Origin of the sequence: Streptomyces sp. NPDC005775, assembly GCF_042871565.1 — a bacterium.
Lineage (GTDB): Bacteria > Actinomycetota > Actinomycetes > Streptomycetales > Streptomycetaceae > Streptomyces.
Window position 1 is genome coordinate 760769 of record NZ_JBIAIU010000001.1, and the last position, 18229, is coordinate 778997.

The window sequence follows — 18229 nt, forward strand, 5'->3', positions numbered from 1 at the left end:
CTTTTTCAGGAAGATCGCGAAGCGTGACACAGCCCCCACTGTGAGGATTCGGTCGTGGCACCTGGCAGTGCGCTCATCCCCCGGCTCATGGACCTCAGCCCCGGGACCGAAGCGCTCCGGTTCTGCTTCGCGCTGCCCGCGCAACCCGAGTCGGTCGCCGGTGCCCGGCGGCTGACGCGTGCCCGGCTCGACGAGTGGCGGCTGGACGGCGACGCGTACGAGGCGGCGGTCCTCGTCGTGTCCGAGCTGGTCACCAACGCGGTGGTGCACACCGCCAGCGCCCGCGTCGTGTGCGAGCTGCGCTGCCTCGACACCCGGCTGCGCATAGCCGTACAGGACCAAGGACACCAGCCCGGCGGGCCGCGTCTGGGCGCGGGCGCCGACGACGAGCACGGACGCGGCCTGCTGCTCGTCGACGCGATGTGCAGCGCCTGGGGGTCCCGCGACGCCGGGGACGGCTCGGGCCGCATCGTCTGGGCGGAACTGTCGCACAGCTCGGAGCACTCATGCTGAAGAACGCCATGTCCCATCTGCTCGGAGCCAGGCGCTCCCGCGAACCGGGGTGCGCCCCGGGCGGCGGCGCCATGGTGCAACTGCCCCTGCCGACGGCCCTTTCGGCGAGCCTGGGCTGTGACGCGGTGGGGGTGCCCGCGCGCTACGGCTTCCGGCTGATGTCGCACCTGCCGCGTACGGGCTGTGTCTTCGCGGACGCGGACCGCTGGTGGTGGATCGTGCCGTCGGGCTCCGACCTGGATCTGGGCTGGCCCGCGCAGGCCGCGTACGCGCGAGGGGCGTATGTCCCCGCCGTGCGGCCCCGGCTGATCCACCAGCCCGACAGCCGTACACCGTACACCCCGCCCATCCCCCTGTTCCTGATGGTCTGCCAGGTCATGGGTGTGACTCCTTCGTGGGCGGCGCCCGCGGGCGGTCCCCGCGCCGTCTCCGCTCCCTGAACGAGCGCCGCCGCCCCACCCGCACGGCACGGCATGCCGTCCCCTCAGTCCAGGTCGGACATGTCGAGCACGAAGCGGTAGCGGACGTCGTTGCGCCGGAGGCGGTCGAGCGCCGTCTCCACCTGTGACGAGGGGAGCACTTCGACGTCGGCGACGATGCCCTTGTCAGCGCAGAACTGAAGCATCTCCGCTGTCGCCGGGCGGCCTCCGCTGCCCGCGGAGCCGAGCTTCTTGCGCCCGATGAGCAGGTCCATGACCTCGACGGTGACGGGGCCCAGGTACCCGAGGACGCTGAGGGTGCCGTCCATCGCCACCAGCTTCAGATACGGGGCGAGGTCGTGAGGGGCGGAGATGGTGTCGATGACGACGTCGAAGGTGTCGCGCGCCGTGGCCATCCGCTGCGTATCGGTCGAGGCGATGAGGTCGTGGGCGCCGAGCCTGCGGGCGTCGTCGAGCTTGTCCGGGGTGCGGCTGATGACGGTCGTGGTGGCGCCGAGCGCCACGGCCATCTTGACCGCGAGGTGGCCCAGGCCGCCGAGGCCGGCCACGGCGACGCGACTGCCGCGGCCCACGCCCAGGTGGCGCAGGGGTTCCCAGACGGTGACGCCGGCACACATCAGCGGGGCGGCGGCGGCCGGGTCGAGTCCTGACGGAAGCCGGTAGGCGAAGGCGTCCCGCACGACGTACTCGCGGGAGTAGCCGCCCAGGGTGGCCGACCCGTCCTGCCGGTCGGTGCCGCCGTAGGTCAGCGTCGGGAAGGAGTGGCAGAAGTTCTCCTGACCGGCTTCGCACATGGCGCACACGCCGCAGGAGTCGACGATGTTGCCCACCGCGACGTGGTCGCCGACCGAGAAGGCGGTCACCCGGGGGCCGGCCCCGGTCACCACGCCGGTGAATTCATGGCCGGGCACCAGAGGCGTTCGGGCGTGCTGGTCGTGGGCGTGCAGGGCATGCAGGTCGGTGTGGCACACGCCGCAGTAGTCGACCCGCACCGCGATGTCATCCGGGCGCAGTTCACGGCGTTCCAGCGATGTGCGCCGCAGCTCCGTCGGGCCGGTCGCCCGCCATCCGGTGGTCGTTCGCATGCTGACTCCCTAAACAGACTGTTCGGTCTATCGAAGCCTAGACGCGACCGGACCCCAAGGCAAACCAACTGTTCTGTTTGGTAGGATGCGAGCATGCCGGAACAGCCACAGACTTCGCGAGGCGCCGCGACCTACCAGCGCATCCTGGACGCCGCCACCGAAGAGTTCGCCCAGCACGGCATCGCCGGGGCGCGCATCGAACGCATCGTGACGGCAGCGCGCACCAACAAGGCGCAGCTCTACGCCTATTTCGGCGACAAGGAGCGACTCTTCGACGCGATCTTCCTCAGCTCGCTGGAGCGCATCACCAACGTCGTACCCATCGACGCCGACGATCTCGCGGAGTGGGCCGCGCGTCTCTACGACGAATACCTGCGCCGCCCCGACCTCATCCGGCTGGCGACCTGGACACGACTGGAGCGCCGACCTGCCGGGCACCTCGTCGAGACGCACCAGCACTACGACGACCACAAGCTCACGGCCATCGCCGAGGCGCAGGCCGCCGGGCGGGTCCGCGCGGGAGACCCGTTCGACATCATGGCCATGGTCATCGCGATGTCCATGGCCTGGTCACCGGTCAGCAACGTCTACGCGGCCGGCAGCCGGGAACCCGATGCCGTCCACGACCGACGCCGCGCGCTGCTCCGCGACTGCGTCCGGAGCGCCACCGCGGCAGGGAGAGGCGACGCGTCCCCTTCCTGACCGCCACCCGCCCCCTTGGTGACGCTCCCGCAGGTCACCTCCCCTTCAGCGCAGGTACGAGAGCTCCGGATGCGCCTGCACATAGCCGTCGACGAGCCGGCGGGCGACCGAGACGGAGTCCACCAGCGGGTGCAGCGCGAAGGCGCGGACGGCGTCGGCGCGTGAGCCGGTCGTCGCGGCGTCGAGCACCGCGCGTTCGACGGCCTTCACGGCGGTGACCAGGCCGACGGCGTGGTACGGGAGCGGGTCGACGGCGACGGGGCGGGCGCCGTTCGCGTCGACGAGGCACGGAGCCTCGATGACGGCGTCCGCGTCGAGCACCGAAAGGGTGCCGCGGTTGCTGACGTTGAGGATCAGGGACGTCTGTTCGTTGCGGGCGACGGCCCGCATGAGGGCGAGCGCGACCTGCTCGTAGCCGCCGGAGTCCAGATCGCTCTCGTCCCGTTCGCCCGCCCCCGCGACATCCCGGTTCTCCGACATGTACGTCGCCTCGCGCTCGGCGCGGATGCGGTCCCAGGTGGCCAGGGCCGGTGTGGCCGGGTCCTTCATGCGGCCGTAGAAGCCCTCCTGCTGTTCACGGAGGAAGGCGCCCCGGGTCTGCTCGGCGTCCTGGTAGGCGCGGACCGCTTCCCGGTTGAAGTAGTAGTAGTGCAGGTATTCGTTGGGGATCGCGCCCAGGGAGCGCAGCCAGTCGGCGCCGAAGAGCCGGCCCTCCTCGAACGAGCCGAGCAGCTCCGGGTCGGCCAGCAGGCGCGGGAGCTCGTCGCGGCCCTCGACGTACAGCCCGCGCACCCAGCCGAGGTGGTTGAGGCCGACGTAGTCGACGCGGGCCCGGTCGGGGTCGGCGCCGAGCACGCGGGCGATGCGGCGGCCGAGGCCGACGGGTGAGTCGCAGATCCCGATGACCCGGTCCCCGAGGTGCTGGGACATGGCCTCGGTCACCAGGCCGGCGGGGTTCGTGAAGTTGATGACCCAGGCGTGCGGGGCGAGCCGGGCGATGCGGCGGGCCAGGTCGACGGCCACCGGCACGGTGCGCAGCCCGTAGGCGATGCCGCCGGCGCCCACCGTCTCCTGGCCGAGGACGCCTTCGTCGAGTGCGACCCGTTCGTCGGCCGCCCGGCCGGCGAGGCCTCCTACCCGGATCGCGGAGAAGACGAAGTCGGCGCCGCGCAGTGCCTCGTCCAGTTCGGTGGTGGCGACGACCGTGGGCGCGTCCGGGATCCCCTCGGCCTGTTCGGTGAGGACCCGGGCCATGGCGGTGAGCCGGTCGACATCGGTGTCGTAGAGGGTGACGGCCGAAACCCGGCCCTCGGCGTGGTCGGCGAGCAGCGCCCCGTACACGAGTGGAACCCGGAATCCGCCGCCGCCCAGAATTGTCAGCTTCACGCTTCCGCATGGTACGTGGGGTGGTGGAACGGGGCGCGGACGACCGGCCGGTGGCCGGTACGTCCGCGCCCGACGGCGCCGCCTGCTGTCAGTACCCGTTCCACCAGCGGGTCACGACGCGCCACAGCCTGGCCGGTGCCGCGGGCCTGCGCTGCTGCGGGATCATCCCGGCCGCGGAGCCCCCGTCGGCCCGCCCGTCGACGGATCCGTCGACGGCGACGGTCGCGCCCGCCGGGGCGGTGGCCGCCGTCGCGCCGGCCGGTTCCGAGGGGACGGTGGCGCGTACCGGTGTCGGCGCCGCGTGCCGTACGGCGGACTGCACCTCCCAGTCCTGGCGTGTGGCGTTCGGCTTGCCCATGGACGGGGGCTCCCGGTCGTCCTGCGGGTAGCGCGGCGCGAATTCGGCGGGCAGTTCCACCAGGTGGCGGCCCATGAGGTTGCCGACCCAGCGCAGTTCGCTCTCGTCGACGGCGAGTTCGAGGTCGGGCAGCCGCATCAGCAGGGCGTCGACACCGACGTCCGCGATGGCGCGGCCGATGTCCTGGCCCGGGCATTCGTGGGGCCCGCCGCTGAAGGCGAGGTGGGCGCGGTTGCCCTCCATGTTGGCGGTGAGGTCGGGGCGGACCACCGGATCGATGTTGGCCGGGGCGATGCCGACGATCAGCGCGTCGCCCGCCTTGATCCGCTGGCCGCCGAGCTCCGTGTCGCCCACCGCCCAGCGGCCGAAGACCGCGGTGAACGGTGGTTCGTCCCAGAGGGTCTGCTCGACCGCCTCGGGGACGGTCATGTGGCCGCCGCTGAGCCGGGCCCGGAAGCGGGGGTCGGTGAGCACCATGCGGAGCACGTTGGCGATCAGGTTGGTGGTCGCCTCGTAGGACGCGATCAGGATGAGCCGCAGGTGTTCGGCCACCTCCTGGTCGTTCATGGCGGCGGGATGCTCGACGAGCCAGGTGGCGAAGTCGTCCGCGGGTTCGCGGCGGCGTCGTTCGACGAGGCGGTTCAGCGCGGCCAGGACGTAGGCGTTGCTCTCGACGGCGGTCGCGGTGCCACGGGTCATGTCGCGGGCGGCCTGCACCATCCGGTCGTTGTACTCCTCCGGCATGCCGAGGATCGCGCACATCACCATCATGGGCAGCCGCTCGGCGAAGGCGGTGACCAGGTCGGTGCGGCCCTCCCGGCAGAAGTCGTTGACGAGCCGGTTGCTGTAGCGGTTGACGTGACGCCGTACACCGCGGGTGTCGATCCGGCCCATGGAGTCGGTGACGGCGCCGCGCTGACGCTCGTGGGTGGCACCGTCGGCGAAGACGCAGATCGGCTGCCAGGTGAAGATCGGCGCCAGGGGGTGGTCCGGCGCGACGCTTCCGTCCTGCAGGGCCCGCCAGCGGCGCGAGTCCCGGGAGAACTGCGAGGGCGTGCGGGTCATGTGCAGGTTCTCGCTGTGCCCGAGGACCAGCCAGGCGGGTACGTCTCCGTGCAGCAGTACGGGCGCCACCGAGCCGTGTTCGGCGCGCAGTTTGTCGTACAGGCCGCGCGGGTCCGCCTCCGCCTCGGGGCCGTAGAGCCGTCGTACGCCGCCGGGGCCGGTGCCCAGGCCGTGGGCCGGGCACCCGGGGGGCGGAAGCGGCCCCGTGGCCTCGCCGGGTTCGTCATGGAATGGGGATGTCACGATCGCTCCAGGGATCAGGCTGCCAAGGCCGGACGGATGGGTTACGCGGTGGGGGCGCGCGAATCGGGTGCGGGCGACGTCAGCCGAGCGGGACGGCCTGACTGTGCAGATAGCGCATCAGGCTCATCAGCACGTCGCGGCTGGAGACGCGCAGCCGTGCGTCGCAGTCGATCATCGGGACCTCGTCGGGCAGGTCCAGCGCGCTGCGCAGTGCCTCGACGGGGTGCTTCGGGGCGTCGGGGAAGGTGTTGACGGCGACGACGAACGGCACGCCGCGCTCCTCGAGGCGCCCGATGACGTCGAAGCTGACTTCGAGGCGGCGCGTGTCGATGAGCACGACGGCGCCGAGTGCGCCCTCGAACAGTCCGTTCCACAGGAACCAGAAGCGCTCCTGGCCCGGGGTGCCGAACAGGTAGAGGATCAGCTCCTCGCTGATGCTGATCCGGCCGAAGTCCATGGCGACGGTGGTGGCGGTCTTGCTCTCCACCCCGAAGTTGTCGTCCACGCCGACGCCGGCCTGGGTCATGGTCTCTTCGGTGGTCAGCGGCCGGATCTCACTGACCGAGCCGACCATGGTCGTCTTGCCGACCCCGAACCCGCCGACGATCACGACCTTCACCGCGGCGGTGGCCGTGGTGGGAAGGACGTCCTCGCTCCGGGGGCCCGTGATCGTGTCAGAGTTTCTGAAGTCCATGCATCACCGCTTCGAGGAGGGACCTGTCCGGGAGGGTCGCGCGGACGATCGGCGCGCGCGATTCGACCAGATCCGTGGCGAGGAGTTCGGTGAGGAGCGAGGTCACCACGCTGAAGGGCAGGCTCAGATAGGCGGAGATCTCCGCGACGGATAACGGGGCCTGGCAGAGCCGCAGGATCACGGCCTGCTCGGGCTGGACCGTCGGATTCGGCTGCGACTTCGAGACCACCATCGTGACCAGGTCGAGCGCTGCCCGCTCACTGCCGTCGGGATCGCCGGTGATGACGTACAGCCGTTCCGGATCGCTCAGTGCCGGATCGGCCTTGCGGCGTTCTCGTCGGGAAGAACTCATCCGGCCTGCCCGTCGTGTCGGGGCGGGCTCGTCAGGTGGGCGCCGATCCGTACGACCATGTCACGCATCCGCGATCCGACGAGTCCCGCGTCGACCGTCTCACCGGCGAGGACCGCGAGGTACGCACCGGCGCCGGCGGCCATCAGGTAGAAGAAGCCGCCGGTCACCTCGATGACGACGAGCCGCATTCTGCCGTCGCTGTACGGGATCTCCGAGGCGACCGCGGCGGCCAGGCTCTGCAGCCCGGCGCAGGCCGCCGCGAGCCGGTCGGCGACGTCGGGGTCCCCGCCGTGCCGGGCGATGCGCAGGCCGTCGGCGGAGAGCACCACGATCTGGTGGATGTCGGGGACGTCGTCGGCGAGCTCTTTGAGCATCCAGTCCATGTTGCCCCGTTGCTGGATCACTTGAGGTCTCCCTTGTCCCACGCGTCGTCGGAGTCTTCGTCTGTCCCGGGCTCCCGGGGGACGCCGTTGGCGGCCTTGGTGAACGCCTCCAGCCAGATGCCCGGCGGCGGCTCCTTGCCGTTGGCCTGACCGTTTCCGTGGCCGTTGCTCCGGCCGGCGTCGGAGGACTGGGCGGGCAGGTTGTGCGAACCCAGCGGTGCGCGACCGCGGCTGCGGCGCTGCGGGAGTCCGCCCGAGGTCCATTCCGTCACCACGGGGAGGTCGTCCTCCATGGCGACGGCCGGGGTGGCGGGCCGGGGCTCGGGTGCGACGGGTCCGGTGGCCGGACGGGAGGCGACGGGGCGCGGCTTGCGGTGCGCGCTGCGGGCCGGGACGACGTGCTTCATGTCCGCGAGGTCGATGTCGCTGGTGGGTCGCGACGTGGCGCCGATGCCGTGGGCGATGCCGGGAGCGGGGCCGGTGGTGATCATGGCGCGGGGCACGATGAGCACCGCGCGGACACCGCCGTACGCGGACTGCCGCAGCGAGACCTGGAGGTCGTACATCCGCGACAGCCGGCCCACGACCGCCATGCCGAGGCGGGGGGACTCGCCGAGGTCGTTCATGCTGGAGCCGGCCTGGGCCCTGGCGAGCATGTTCTCGGCCCGGGCGCGGGCCTCCTCGCTGAGGCTGACGCCGCCGTCCTCGATCTCGATGGCGATTCCGGTCTGGACCTCGACGGCGGTGACGTGCACGCGGGTCTGCGGAGGCGAGTACCGGGTGGCGTTGTCGAGGAGTTCGGCGCAGGCGTGGATGAGGGGTTCGACCGCGGTGCCGATGATGGCGACCTTGGCGATCGAGTGCAGATCGACGCGCGGGTACTCCAGGATGCGCGACATGGCTCCGCGCAGCACGCTGAACAGCGGTACGGGCTTGGGCCACTGGCGGCTGGGGCGGGCGCCGCCGAGCACGGCGATGGAGTCGGCGAGCCGGCCGATCAGCGCGGTGCCGTGGTCGATGCGCAGGAGGTCGTCGAAGACGTCGGGGTTGCGTCCGTGGTGCTCCTCCATCTCCCGCAGTTCACTGGCCTGCCGGTGGACGATCGCCTGGACGCGGCGGGCGACGTTGACGAAGGCGCGCTGTGCGGAGTCACGCGTCGCCTCCTCGTTGTCGATGATGTCCAGCACGGTGTAGACGAGCGCGCGCTGGGCGTCGGGAAGATGGCGGTAGACCTCGTCCGCGTCGACGACGTCCCGCAGCACCTCGTCGGGCGAATTGCCCACGCGCAGGCGGTGGATCGCCGCGGGGAGGAGCTCCTTGCTGATCCGTACGGTCTCTTCGTCGTGCTGGGCGATACGCCGCTCCAGCGCGGTGGCGCGCTGCTCGTAGTGGGCGCGCTGGCGCCGGTTCGTACGGGAGCGGCGGGCGAGTTCGGCCGTGAGTACGGCGACCACGACGGTGGCGAAGACGCCGTACCAGACGACTGGCATCCGCGCGGCCTCGGCAACGAGTGCGACGGCACCCGCGGTTGCACCTCCCATCACGACGACGGGCAGCAACACGGCGCGTACGACAGGCGTTTCACGGTCGATCGGTGGTGATTCGACTCGAACCATCTAAAACCTCTGGCGGTTGATTCTGGAGGTAATCAGGAGATACGGCGCTTGCAGGGCAGGAGGGAACAAGCGCTCGATTTCATGGCAACTCGACTTCACTGCGCGTGAGCTTAGTCAGATCGAAACAGTGCTTCGGCACATTCGCCCAACCCCCTGCGCGAGCGCTGCCGCGGTAATACACTCACGAGTTTTTGCACGCACCGCCAACGGGCGTGCGCACTGAGTGACGGGCGTGGGGGGTGCGGAGGAATCGCTCATGCGCGTCCTCCTGTGCGGGACGCGGTCCGCCCGGGCTGCGCACGAGGAGCGGCCCACCGCTCGCAAGTCGTACGGTGACGAGGCGAATTGCCGATCCGCTCCGCGCGGCGCGCCCCTGCACGTCCCACAGCGAGGAACAAGGGCACATGCGATCGAAGCGGTTCGAATGGAGCGGATTGATGACCACCGCGAGGGTGGAGCGATCCGGGACGGAAAGCGCCGGCCCCGGCCGCGGTGACGGCGCCGCGCCGGAGCGTCGCGCCTGCGAGCCGCTCCGGTCCGCCGCGCCGCTCGGCGCGGCCGGGTGGCGCGGCGCCCCCGGTCGCGGCGGCAGGTCAGCGGCGGGCGCCGCCGAGGCGGCCCTCCAACTGGACCAGCAGTTCACTGAGCTGTGCGCTGAGCCGGTCGCGGGACTCCGCGTCGAGCCCGGAGAGCACCGCGCGTTCGTACGCAAGCTGCTGCGGGAGCAGTCCGTCGACCAGTTCCCGCCCTGCGTCGGTGAGACCGACGTGCGCGACCCGGCGGTCCCGGGCGTCGCTGCGGCGGTCGATCAGACCGCGCTCCTGGAGGACCCGGAGCCGTTTGGTGACGGCGGCGCCCGAGGAGAACGTCTCCCTGGCGAGTTCGCCCGGGGTGAGTTCCCGGTCGGTACGTCGCACCGCCCCCAGCAGGTCGAACTCGGCCCGGGTCAGTCCGGCGGCCCGCAGCGGTGCGTCCTCGGCCTGCTGGAGCAGGGCGGAGCAGCGGTTGATGCGGCCGATGAGTTCCATCGGCCCGGTGTCGAGTTCCGGGTTCACGGCCTGCCACTGCCGTACCACCGAGGCGACGATGTCGTCGGTCACACCGCTCCGTTCTCCTGGGCCGGGGCGATCGTCCCCTGCCGTGTCGCTGTCGCCGCGAGCGTACGGTGTCCGGCCTGCTCGGCCGCGAGCACCGCCTCCTGCGGCAGGGCGCGCTGCCACCACTCGCCGGCCGCGGTGTCCTCCGCCTCGCGCAGTTCGACCAGGGAGCCGGTGAGCCTGCGGCGGGCGGCGTCCAGGTCCGCGCGCGTGGGCGCGGGGGCCGCCAGGGTCCGTGCGGCGTGGGCGCGGGCCTGCTCGGCGTCGGCGAGGGCCTTCTCGACCCGGCCGGTGGCGCGTCGGTTGGTGACGAGGACGGCGGCGAGGAAACCGACGCCGGCGCCGATGACGGTGTCGAGGACCCGGTCGCCGATGAGCTCACCGGCCGGGTGGCTGCCCGCGTACTCCAGGACCAGCAGCGCCATCGGGGTGACGGCCACGGAACCGAGCCAGTAGTTGCGGGTGATCAGCGCCTCGGCGGCGAAGCCGAAGACAAGGCAGAAGCCGATCAGGGCCAGCGGGTCCATCCGGGCGGCCGGGAGCACGGCGGCGAAGACCAGGACGCCGAGGAGGTTGCCGAGGGTGCGCTGCAGGGTGCGGTTCCAGGACAGCGTGACGTTGGCCTGGTAGAGGGAGGCGGCGGTCACGATCGCCCAGTAGGGACGGCCGACGCCGAGGGCCGAGCAGATGTACCCGGCGAGGGCGCAGCCGATGAGCGTGCGGGCGGCGACGGGCAGCAGCGGGGACCCGGGGGCGAGGCGGTGCAGCAGGGCGCGCAGGGCCCCGGCGCGGGCGGCAGGGCGCCGGGCGGCGCGTTCGGCGTCGACGCCGAAGAGTTCGGCCGCGGTTCCGGGGGCGGGCGCCGGTGTGGGGACGGGGCCTCGGGCCAGGGTCTGCCGGGCCCAGTCGCGGAGCCGGGCGGCATCGGCGCCGGTGTCGCCCGCGCTCGCGGTGAGCGCGGTCTCGGCGTGGACGACGAGGCGTTCCAGCGCCCCGCGCACGGGGGTGGGACGCCCGGCGGCGAGGAGGGTCTGCCAGGCGCCGTGCACGGCGGCGACCGCGGCGCGGCGGGTGCGGTGGCCGGGCTCGGCCGTGTAGGCGGCCGCGGCGTTCAGGGCGCGGGCCGTGGCGCGGCGCTCGGGCCCCTCCCGCCGGACCAGTGCGGGAGCCACGGTGACGAGCCAGGACACCGCACCCGCGCCGAGGGTCAGGGCGAGGTGGCCGGGCACCCGGCCGAACTCCTGCGGGGTGAACAGGGCGGCGGAGCTGACGAAGGTGAAGATCACCGGGCCGGGGGGCCCGATGCGGGTGGCGTCGCAGAGCAGCTTCTGACCGGCGGCGAGGAGCGCGCCGACGGCGATCAGCACCGCGGTCGAGCCGGTCAGCGAAGCCGTGACCAGCGAGACGGCCAGGCCGGCGAGCATCCCGAGGACGACTCCGACGACGGCCCTGGCACGGCGGGCGTACGGAAGGTTGTGGCCGTACAGCGCGCAGAGCGAGCCGGCCATCGTGTACATCACGAGGTCGAGGCGGCCCAGGGAGTAGAGCACCAGGTTGGGGATCGCCGTGGCCACGACCACGCTGGTCGCCGGCTTGAACCACATGTCCGAGGGCCGGGCCAGGCGCAGCGGGGCCGCCAGCGGAATCCTGCGGACGAAGGGCTGCCGGGACCTGATGCTTGTATTACTCACCCAAATACCTTAGCAGGTATTACACACGTAAACGACTTTGGCGCCGCGCGTGCCCGAGGGCCCGCCCCGGCGCGCGGTCATAGCGTTCAGCTGTGCCGGAAGCCCGGCCCGCCTTCACCACGCACGGAGGATTCCGAATGAAGCTCACCGCACCGGTGCCCGGCGGTCCCTGCTGGATCGAGCTGAGCACCTCCGACGTCCCGGCGGCCAAGTCGTTCTACACGGCGCTCTTCGGCTGGCGGTGCGAGACCGACCCGCGCGAGGAGGCGGGCGGCTACACCGTGGCGCACCTGCGGGAGGATCGGGTCGCGGCACTCAGCCCCGTCTACCAGCCCGGGCAGCCGCCCGCCTGGACGGTCTCGTTCGCCGTCGACGACGCGGACGGGACGGCCGGGAAGGCGACAGAGGCGGGCGGTTCGCTGCTGGTCGGCCCGATGGACGTCTTCGAGGAGGGCAGGTTCGCCGTGCTCGCGGACCCGTCCGGTGCGGTGTTCTCGCTGTGGCAGGGCCGCGCGTTCGCCGGTGCCGACCTGTTCAACGAACCGGGCGCGCTGGGCTGGACGGAGCTCGTCACCCACGCGAGGGAACCGGCGCTCGCGTTCTACCCGGGCGTCCTCGGCTGGACGGTCACCCCCTCGGACACGTACCCGCAGTGGGGCATCGACGGGGAGGACTTCGGCGGTCTGCTGGCAGTGGACGAGGGCGTCCCGTCCGAGGTGCCGCCGCACTGGCTGCCGTACATCGCCGTCGCGGACGTCGACGCGACGGCGGCCACCGCGCAGAGCGGGGGCGGGGACCTGCTGATGCCCCCGACGGACATCGCGAGCGGCCGCACGATCGCGGTGGTACGCGACCCGCAGGGTGCCGTGTTCGGCGTCTACCGGGCGGGGGACGAGAACCAGGCCGGATAAGCCGCCCGGTTCTGGCAGCGGTCCCGCACGGCGCGGGTCGCGCGCACCCGGCGGACGCGGCCGCCCGCGTCCCCGGCACGGTCGTGCGAGGGACGCGGGCGGTTCGGTTCCGCTCGGACGAGGCGGTCAGCCGAGGCCGCGGGCGTCCTGCTTGAGGGCCGTGTCCACGGTCAGCGCCGTCGCCACCACGAGGCTCAGCAGCGGCTCGGGCAGCTGGTAGTGGATCTGCAGCACGTAGTTGTCCGCCGTGGTGAACATGGTCTTCGCGAGACCTTCCCAGGTCTTCGTGATGCGGGCGATCTCGGCGTCGTTGTGGTCGACGATCGCGAAGTTCCAGGCGCGCCAGTTCTCCGCCTTGATCGCGCCGACCTTCTGGCCGTCGACCATGATCGCGAAGTTGATCTTGCCGATGGCGTTCTGCTGGACGATCTCGCCGACCGGCTGTCCGTCGGGGCGCTGCACGATGACCTTGGACTTGATGAACTTCGCCGGACGCGTCAGCAGCAACTGAGGCCGGCCGTACGCGTCGCGGATCTCGAGCCGGTGGGTCAGGTACTGGTCGATGCTGCTCACGAAACGCAGCACCTTGCGCAGGGCGCTCTGGCCGACCTGGATGACCGAGCCGATGGTGTTGCCGTGCTGGTCGAAGACGCTGTACTCGTTCGTCACCTCGATCAGCTTGGCCTTCTGGTTCACGACCAGGACCTGCTGATTGAAAAGCGTGCCGGCGCCGGGGGCGCCGCCCTGCTGCTGGGGCGCACCCTGCTGCGGCACAGCGGCGGCAGGCTGCTGGGCGGCCACCGGCTGCTGGTACTGCTGCTGAGCCTGGGCCGCCTGCTGCTGGTACTGCTGCTGCGGGGCCGCCTGCGGCTGGTGCTGCGGGGCCTGGGCCTGCTGCTGTCCCTCGGCAGGATTGGTGTGCTCGGTCCACTGGGAACCGTCCCAGTAGCGCAGCAGCTGGGGGGCGCCGTGCGGATCCGGATACCAACCCGCAGATACGTTCGAGTGCGTTGTCACCGGGGCACACTATCCCGGCGTGCCCCAGGGGCAACCCTTTCCCCCGGGATCCACAGCTTCGCCGACCCCGGTCCCCCACTCATTGAAACTTCACACACCGGTACGATGCCGGGGTGAACTGGCTGAGCGAACGCACGGACCGGCGGCGGAGCGCCCGCGCGCCGTTGGTGCTCGGCTGGGTGTTCGTCCTGGTCTCCCTGGTGTCGTGCTGCTGGCCGGCGTCCGGGTCGTCCGCCTCCGCGCACGACCGCCCCGCCTCGGCGGCCGCGCCCCGCATCACTCTCGCCGTCGAGGTGCCGGCCGTGCGGGTCGTGGTGGCCGATGCCCCGGGGCAGCGCGGGATGGGGAGTTCCTGCCACGGCGCCTCGGAGCACTCGGCCCCCGTCGTGCTGCCCGGTCAGCCCGCTCCGGCGGCACTCCCCTCGGCCGCCGCGCCTCTCACCCCGGCCCCGCTCACCGGCGCCGCCGCCATCCGCGGCCCGTCGAACGACGCCGTGGACGACGTGGACCATCTGCGCCTCCAGGTTCAACGGATCTAGCAGGCCGCGACCGCTCTCGGACCCCGAGAACGCTTCCGCATGCCCGCGACCCATCCGAGCAACGAACCGAAGGACCCCTCATGGCCTCCGCCAAGAAGCAGAACACCCCTGCCGCCGCCCGCCGCGCCAAGCTGGACGAGGCCCGCCGCAAGGAGCGGACCCGCGAGCGCCGCAGCCGCATCATCACGATCACCGCGGCCGTCGTGGTCGTGGCCGGTCTGGTCGCCGGCGGCGGCTACCTGATGAACAAGGCCGACGAGCAGGACAAGGCCGAGACGGCCGCCAAGTCCTCCCCCGTCGAGGGCGAGAAGAGCTGGGACAAGCTCACGCAGAACCACGTCGAGAAGACGGTCGACTACCCCATGAACCCGCCGGTCGGCGGCGACCACAACCCGGTGTGGATGAACTGCGACGCCGATGTCTACAGCGAGGAGATACCGAAGGAGAACGCCGTCCACTCGCTGGAGCACGGCGCCGTCTGGGTCACGTACACGAGCAAGGCGAGCCCGGCCGACGTCAAGAAGCTCGAGGAGAAGGTCAAGGCCACCCCCTACTCCCTGATGAGCCCGGTGGAGGACCAGGGATCCCCGCTGATGCTCAGCGCCTGGGGCAAGCAGCTGGCCGTGAAGAGCGCCGCCGACGCCCGGGTCGCGCAGTTCTTCACGAAGTACGTCCAGGGCCCGCAGACCCCGGAGCCGGGCGCCGCCTGCTCCGGTGGGATCGCCAAGTGACGCCGGCGGCCCGTGCGTCACGGCCGATGGTGCTGGCCGGCGGGGCGGTGCTGCTGCTCGCGCTGGGTCTGGTCGTGGTCATGCTCGTACGCCCCTCCTCCTCGGCCCCCGCCGCCTCTCCGTCCGCGGCGGCTCCCGCCGAGGCCTCGGCCGATGTCGGCTTCGCGCGCGACATGGCGGTCCACCATCAGCAGGCCGTCGAGATGTCGTTCATCGTCCGGGACCGCACCTCCGACGTGGCGGTGCGCCGGCTCGCGTACGACATCATCAACACCCAGGCCAACCAGCGCGGCATGATGCTGGGATGGCTGGAGACGTGGGGGCGTGCGAAGAGCTCCCCCGGGCCTCCCATGGCATGGATGGGGCACACCGTCACCGCGCGGGACGGCGCGCTGATGCCCGGCATGGCGACCGACACCGAGCTGGACGCACTGCGGGCGGCGAAGGGCAGGGACGCCGAGGTGCGCTTCCTGAAGCTGATGACCGCGCATCACCGCGCCGGGGCGGAGATGGCGCAGGCGGCCGCCACCGCGGCGGGGACGGACGAGATCCGGAACCTGGCTTCGGGCATGGTCCTGGGGCAGAGGTCGGAGATCGCGCTCATGGCGGACATGCTGAGGGAACGCGGGGCCGCGGCCTGATCACCACTCCCCGGTCCGGCCGCTCCCCGTGGGTGGCCGGACCGGGGCTTCACGACCGTACTGACGTACGGGATCGCATAGGCTCGGGACCGATATGAAGAGCAACCTCACGCCGCTGGGGCCCAAGGCCGACAAGGACACCGTCCGGCGCAGCAACCTCAGCCTCGTGCTGCGGGCCGTCCGTGACGAGGGCGAGGGCGAAGCGACCCGGGCCGGAGTCGCCGCGCGGGTGGGGCTGACCCGGGCCGCCGTGTCCTCGCTCGTCGAGCAGCTGCTCGACAGCGGGTTCCTCACCGAGTCGGGCAAGACGTTCAGCGGCCAGGCCGGCCGGCCGGGGACGGCGCTCAAGACGGCCCGCACCGGGCCGTCCGGGCTCGGCGTCGAGGTGAACATCGACTACGTGTCCGTGTGTGTCGTCGATCTGGCGGGGACCGGCCGGGTCCGCCTCACCGAGCACCTCGACAACCGGGGCGCGCCGCCCGCCGAGGTGCTGGCCCGGGCGGCCAGGATCGCCGCGCGCACCCTGGAGTCGGCGCGCGAGCAGGAGCTGTTCCCGGTCGGCGTGGCCCTCGCGCTGCCCGGTCTGGTCTCCGGCGGTTCGGTGCGGCAGGCCCCGAACCTGGGCTGGAACCAGGTGCCCGCAGAGGAACTGTTCGCCGCCGCGCTGGCCGCCGAACGTCCGGGGCACGAGGCGCTGACGGTGAGTTCGGAGAACGAGGCGAATCTGGCGGCGCTGGCCGAGCTGTGGTTCGGCGGGCTGGGGCGGGTCCGGAGCTTCCTCTATCTGACCGGTGAGATCGGGGTGGGCGGCGCCCTGGTCGTCAACGGCGAACTGCTGCGCGGCGCGCACGGCTTCGCCGGGGAGATCGGGCACGTGGTCGTGGACACGGCGGGACCTCAGTGCCGCTGCGGCTCGCGCGGCTGTCTGGAGCAGTACGCGGGCCAGGCGGCACTGCTGCGGGCGGCCGGGATCGAGGAGACCGGCAGCGGCATCGGGGTCGCGGAGCTCGAGCGACGTACGCGGGCCGGGGACGAGCGGGCGGTGGCGGCGGTCGCCGAGGCCGGCCGGAAGCTCGGACGGGTGCTGTCGGGGGCGGTGAACCTGCTGGACCCGGACGCGGTGGTGCTCGGCGGGATCTACCGCAACCTGATGCCGTGGCTGGCGCCGTCGGCCGACGAGGAGCTGACGGACCGGGTCGTGTCCGGACTGTGGTCACCGGGCAGCGCGCGGCTGCGCGCCTCGTCCGTCGCGGGGGACGCGGCCCGGGGCGCGGCGGCGCTGGTGATGACGGATGTGCTGGCCGACCCGGTGGCTTATGCGGGGCGGCCGACGGCCTGAACGTACGCGGAAAAGGGGAGGGGGAGGGACGCGGGCGCGTCCCTCCCCCTCCCCCCTTGCCGTGCGGTCAGCGGACGCCGAGCAGGTGGTCCATCGCCAGCTGGTCCAGCGCCTCGAACGCCATGCCGCGCTCCGCGGCCGCGGTCACGTCGAAGTCCTCGAAGGCCGAGCGGTCGGCCAGCAGACCCGCGACGCCGTCCTCGGCGGTGCGCTGCGCCAGCTCGTCCAGGCGGGACGCGCGCAGCGCCTCCTGGACCGCCGGGTCGGCGCGGAAGGCCGCGGCGCGCTCCTTGAGGATCAGGTAGTTGCGCATGCAGCCCGCGGCCGAGGCCCAGACGCCGTCGTAGTCCTCGGTCCGCGGCGGCTTGAAGTCGAAGTGGCGGGGGCCGGCGTAGTCGGAGTTCTCCAGCAGGTCGACGAGCCAGAAGGCCTGGCGCAGGTCGCCGGCGCCGAAGCGGAGGTCCTGGTCGTACTTGATGCCGGACTGGCCGTTGAGGTCGATGTGGAAGAGCTTGCCCGCCCACAGGGCCTGCGCGATGCCGTGGGCGAAGTTCAGCCCGGCCATCTGCTCGTGGCCGACCTCGGGGTTGACGCCCACCATCTCGGGGCGCTCCAGGCGCTCGATGAAGGCGAGGGCGTGGCCGATGGTGGGGAGCAGGATGTCGCCGCGGGGCTCGTTCGGCTTGGGCTCGATCGCGAACTTGAGGTCGTAACCCTGCTCGGTGACGTAGTCGCCCAGCAGGTCGAAGGCCTCCTTCATGCGGTCGAGCGCGACGCGGATGTCCTTGGCGGCGCCGGACTCCGAACCCTCGCGGCCGCCCCAGGCGACGTACGTGGTGGCGCCGAGCTCGACGGCGAGGTCGATGTTGCGCAGCGTCTTGCGCAGGGCGTAGCGGCGGACGTCACGGTCGTTGGCGGTGAAGGCGCCTTCCTTGAAGACGGGGTGGGTGAAGAGGTTCGTCGTCGCCATCGGCACGACCAGTCCGGCCGCGTCCAGCGACTGCCGGAACCGCTTCACGATGCCTTCGCGCTCGGAGTCCGTGGAGCCGAACGGGATCAGGTCGTCGTCGTGGAAGGTCACACCGTACGCGCCGAGCTCCGCGAGCCGCTGGACGGAGTCGACCGGGTCGATGGCCTCCCGGGTCGCGTCCCCGAACGGGTCGCGGCCCTGCCAGCCCACGGTCCACAGGCCGAACGTGAACCTGTCCTGCGGGGTGGGCGTGAAGCGTTCCGTCATGGTCCTGCCGCCTTCGGTGCCGTGGGTCCGCAGCCGGTCGGGCGGCCGAACCTCATTTTGTTCACTGACATGACTAATCATGCACGGCCCACCCCCTCGACGTAACCCCCCGTCCCGGGAAATCCGGAGTGGCCCCTGTTCCCGACGGGTTCCATCGCGTAATTTGTTCATCGTACGATCAAATCCCGG

At 71.9% G+C, this 18229-nt stretch carries 19 protein-coding genes; 8 read left to right on the forward strand and 11 right to left on the reverse strand.

From position 1 onward, the window contains the following. Window positions 1–54: 54 nt before the first annotated feature. Together ACFYPA_RS03395 and ACFYPA_RS03400 are read left to right on the forward strand one after the other, a co-directional pair. Window positions 55–513, forward strand: a complete 459-nt coding sequence (locus ACFYPA_RS03395; protein WP_389129153.1) for an ATP-binding protein — start codon at window positions 55–57, stop codon at window positions 511–513. Continuing rightward, window positions 507–953 carry a hypothetical protein gene (locus ACFYPA_RS03400; RefSeq protein ID WP_359311421.1) on the forward strand — a complete coding sequence of 149 codons (447 nt, stop codon included), beginning with the start codon at window positions 507–509 and terminating at the stop codon, window positions 951–953. Before ACFYPA_RS03395 ends, ACFYPA_RS03400 begins: the two co-directional genes overlap by 7 nt. 44 nt (window positions 954–997) lie before the next feature. On the opposite strand, the gene ACFYPA_RS03405 is transcribed toward ACFYPA_RS03400, so the two are convergent. After that, window positions 998–2038 (reverse strand): NAD(P)-dependent alcohol dehydrogenase, encoded by a 1041-nt coding sequence (locus tag ACFYPA_RS03405; protein WP_389129155.1) that lies wholly within the window; start codon window positions 2036–2038, stop codon window positions 998–1000. Between the two features lie 93 nt (window positions 2039–2131). Between ACFYPA_RS03405 and ACFYPA_RS03410 the strand changes: the two genes are divergently transcribed. Next, window positions 2132–2740, forward strand: coding sequence for a TetR family transcriptional regulator (locus ACFYPA_RS03410; RefSeq protein ID WP_389129158.1), 609 nt, complete (start codon window positions 2132–2134; stop codon window positions 2738–2740). A gap of 45 nt (window positions 2741–2785) precedes the next feature. Here ACFYPA_RS03410 and ACFYPA_RS03415 read toward each other — a convergent pair whose 3' ends face one another. The 8 genes from ACFYPA_RS03415 to ACFYPA_RS03450 form a co-directional block, all read right to left on the reverse strand. Beyond that, entirely contained in the window at window positions 2786–4126 is a 1341-nt protein-coding gene (locus ACFYPA_RS03415) for a 6-phospho-beta-glucosidase (protein WP_389129161.1), read from the reverse strand. Window positions 4127–4214: 88 nt separating this feature from the next. Beyond that, the gene (locus tag ACFYPA_RS03420) at window positions 4215–5792 is read right to left on the reverse strand and encodes a cytochrome P450 (RefSeq protein WP_389129164.1); all 1578 of its coding nucleotides are present in this window, start codon (window positions 5790–5792) and stop codon (window positions 4215–4217) included. 79 nt (window positions 5793–5871) lie between these two features. Next, on the reverse strand, window positions 5872–6486 hold the full coding sequence (locus ACFYPA_RS03425; RefSeq protein WP_359082225.1) for an ATP/GTP-binding protein: 615 nt from the start codon (window positions 6484–6486) through the stop codon (window positions 5872–5874). After that, window positions 6467–6838: a DUF742 domain-containing protein gene (locus tag ACFYPA_RS03430; protein ID WP_359082226.1), complete on the reverse strand. Its 372-nt coding sequence runs from the start codon at window positions 6836–6838 to the stop codon at window positions 6467–6469. The genes ACFYPA_RS03425 and ACFYPA_RS03430 overlap by 20 nt, the downstream gene beginning before the upstream one ends. Continuing rightward, on the reverse strand, window positions 6835–7242 hold the full coding sequence (locus ACFYPA_RS03435; RefSeq protein ID WP_024494673.1) for a roadblock/LC7 domain-containing protein: 408 nt from the start codon (window positions 7240–7242) through the stop codon (window positions 6835–6837). Before ACFYPA_RS03435 ends, ACFYPA_RS03430 begins: the two co-directional genes overlap by 4 nt. Next, window positions 7239–8837, reverse strand: coding sequence for an ATP-binding protein (locus tag ACFYPA_RS03440; RefSeq protein ID WP_359082227.1), 1599 nt, complete (start codon window positions 8835–8837; stop codon window positions 7239–7241). Before ACFYPA_RS03440 ends, ACFYPA_RS03435 begins: the two co-directional genes overlap by 4 nt. 593 nt (window positions 8838–9430) lie before the next feature. Continuing rightward, window positions 9431–9937 carry a MarR family transcriptional regulator gene (locus ACFYPA_RS03445; RefSeq protein ID WP_359082228.1) on the reverse strand — a complete coding sequence of 169 codons (507 nt, stop codon included), beginning with the start codon at window positions 9935–9937 and terminating at the stop codon, window positions 9431–9433. Then, window positions 9934–11625, reverse strand: coding sequence for an FUSC family protein (locus ACFYPA_RS03450; protein ID WP_389129169.1), 1692 nt, complete (start codon window positions 11623–11625; stop codon window positions 9934–9936). Before ACFYPA_RS03450 ends, ACFYPA_RS03445 begins: the two co-directional genes overlap by 4 nt. Before the next feature lie 137 nt (window positions 11626–11762). Here ACFYPA_RS03450 and ACFYPA_RS03455 point away from each other — a divergent pair, with 137 nt between their 5' ends. Beyond that, window positions 11763–12536, forward strand: coding sequence for a VOC family protein (locus tag ACFYPA_RS03455; protein WP_389129172.1), 774 nt, complete (start codon window positions 11763–11765; stop codon window positions 12534–12536). A 126-nt stretch (window positions 12537–12662) separates the two neighbouring features. On the opposite strand, the gene ACFYPA_RS03460 is transcribed toward ACFYPA_RS03455, so the two are convergent. After that, window positions 12663–13553 (reverse strand): phospholipid scramblase-related protein, encoded by an 891-nt coding sequence (locus ACFYPA_RS03460; RefSeq protein ID WP_389129175.1) that lies wholly within the window; start codon window positions 13551–13553, stop codon window positions 12663–12665. Window positions 13554–13666: 113 nt separating this feature from the next. Between ACFYPA_RS03460 and ACFYPA_RS03465 the strand changes: the two genes are divergently transcribed. From ACFYPA_RS03465 to ACFYPA_RS03480, 4 genes are all read left to right on the forward strand, one after another. Next, window positions 13667–14092 (forward strand): hypothetical protein, encoded by a 426-nt coding sequence (locus ACFYPA_RS03465; protein WP_359311406.1) that lies wholly within the window; start codon window positions 13667–13669, stop codon window positions 14090–14092. A gap of 80 nt (window positions 14093–14172) precedes the next feature. Then, entirely contained in the window at window positions 14173–14823 is a 651-nt protein-coding gene (locus ACFYPA_RS03470; RefSeq protein WP_359082233.1) for a DUF3105 domain-containing protein, read from the forward strand. Next, complete coding sequence (locus ACFYPA_RS03475; RefSeq protein ID WP_359311403.1) at window positions 14820–15464, forward strand: DUF305 domain-containing protein; 645 nt, start codon at window positions 14820–14822, stop codon at window positions 15462–15464. Before ACFYPA_RS03470 ends, ACFYPA_RS03475 begins: the two co-directional genes overlap by 4 nt. 94 nt (window positions 15465–15558) lie before the next feature. Then, window positions 15559–16803 (forward strand): ROK family protein, encoded by a 1245-nt coding sequence (locus ACFYPA_RS03480; protein WP_359082235.1) that lies wholly within the window; start codon window positions 15559–15561, stop codon window positions 16801–16803. A 67-nt stretch (window positions 16804–16870) separates the two neighbouring features. Here the strand turns inward: ACFYPA_RS03480 and xylA are convergent, their stop codons facing one another. Next, the gene (gene xylA, locus ACFYPA_RS03485) at window positions 16871–18040 is read right to left on the reverse strand and encodes a xylose isomerase (protein WP_389129180.1); all 1170 of its coding nucleotides are present in this window, start codon (window positions 18038–18040) and stop codon (window positions 16871–16873) included. Between the last annotated feature and the right edge of the window lie 189 nt (window positions 18041–18229).

Bases quoted from the DNA above. Each gene is read 5' to 3' on its own strand.
- ACFYPA_RS03455 (WP_389129172.1), top strand. From the start codon at position 11,763: ATGAAGCTCACCGCACCGGTGCCCGGCGGTCCCTGCTGGATCGAGCTG.
- ACFYPA_RS03405 (WP_389129155.1), bottom strand. From the start codon at position 2,038: ATGCGAACGACCACCGGATGGCGGGCGACCGGCCCGACGGAGCTGCGG.
- ACFYPA_RS03410 (WP_389129158.1), top strand. From the start codon at position 2,132: ATGCCGGAACAGCCACAGACTTCGCGAGGCGCCGCGACCTACCAGCGC.
- xylA (WP_389129180.1), bottom strand. From the start codon at position 18,040: ATGACGGAACGCTTCACGCCCACCCCGCAGGACAGGTTCACGTTCGGC.
- ACFYPA_RS03430 (WP_359082226.1), bottom strand. From the start codon at position 6,838: ATGAGTTCTTCCCGACGAGAACGCCGCAAGGCCGATCCGGCACTGAGC.
- ACFYPA_RS03470 (WP_359082233.1), top strand. From the start codon at position 14,173: ATGGCCTCCGCCAAGAAGCAGAACACCCCTGCCGCCGCCCGCCGCGCC.
- ACFYPA_RS03400 (WP_359311421.1), top strand. From the start codon at position 507: ATGCTGAAGAACGCCATGTCCCATCTGCTCGGAGCCAGGCGCTCCCGC.
- ACFYPA_RS03425 (WP_359082225.1), bottom strand. From the start codon at position 6,486: ATGGACTTCAGAAACTCTGACACGATCACGGGCCCCCGGAGCGAGGAC.
- ACFYPA_RS03440 (WP_359082227.1), bottom strand. From the start codon at position 8,837: ATGGTTCGAGTCGAATCACCACCGATCGACCGTGAAACGCCTGTCGTA.
- ACFYPA_RS03480 (WP_359082235.1), top strand. From the start codon at position 15,559: ATGAAGAGCAACCTCACGCCGCTGGGGCCCAAGGCCGACAAGGACACC.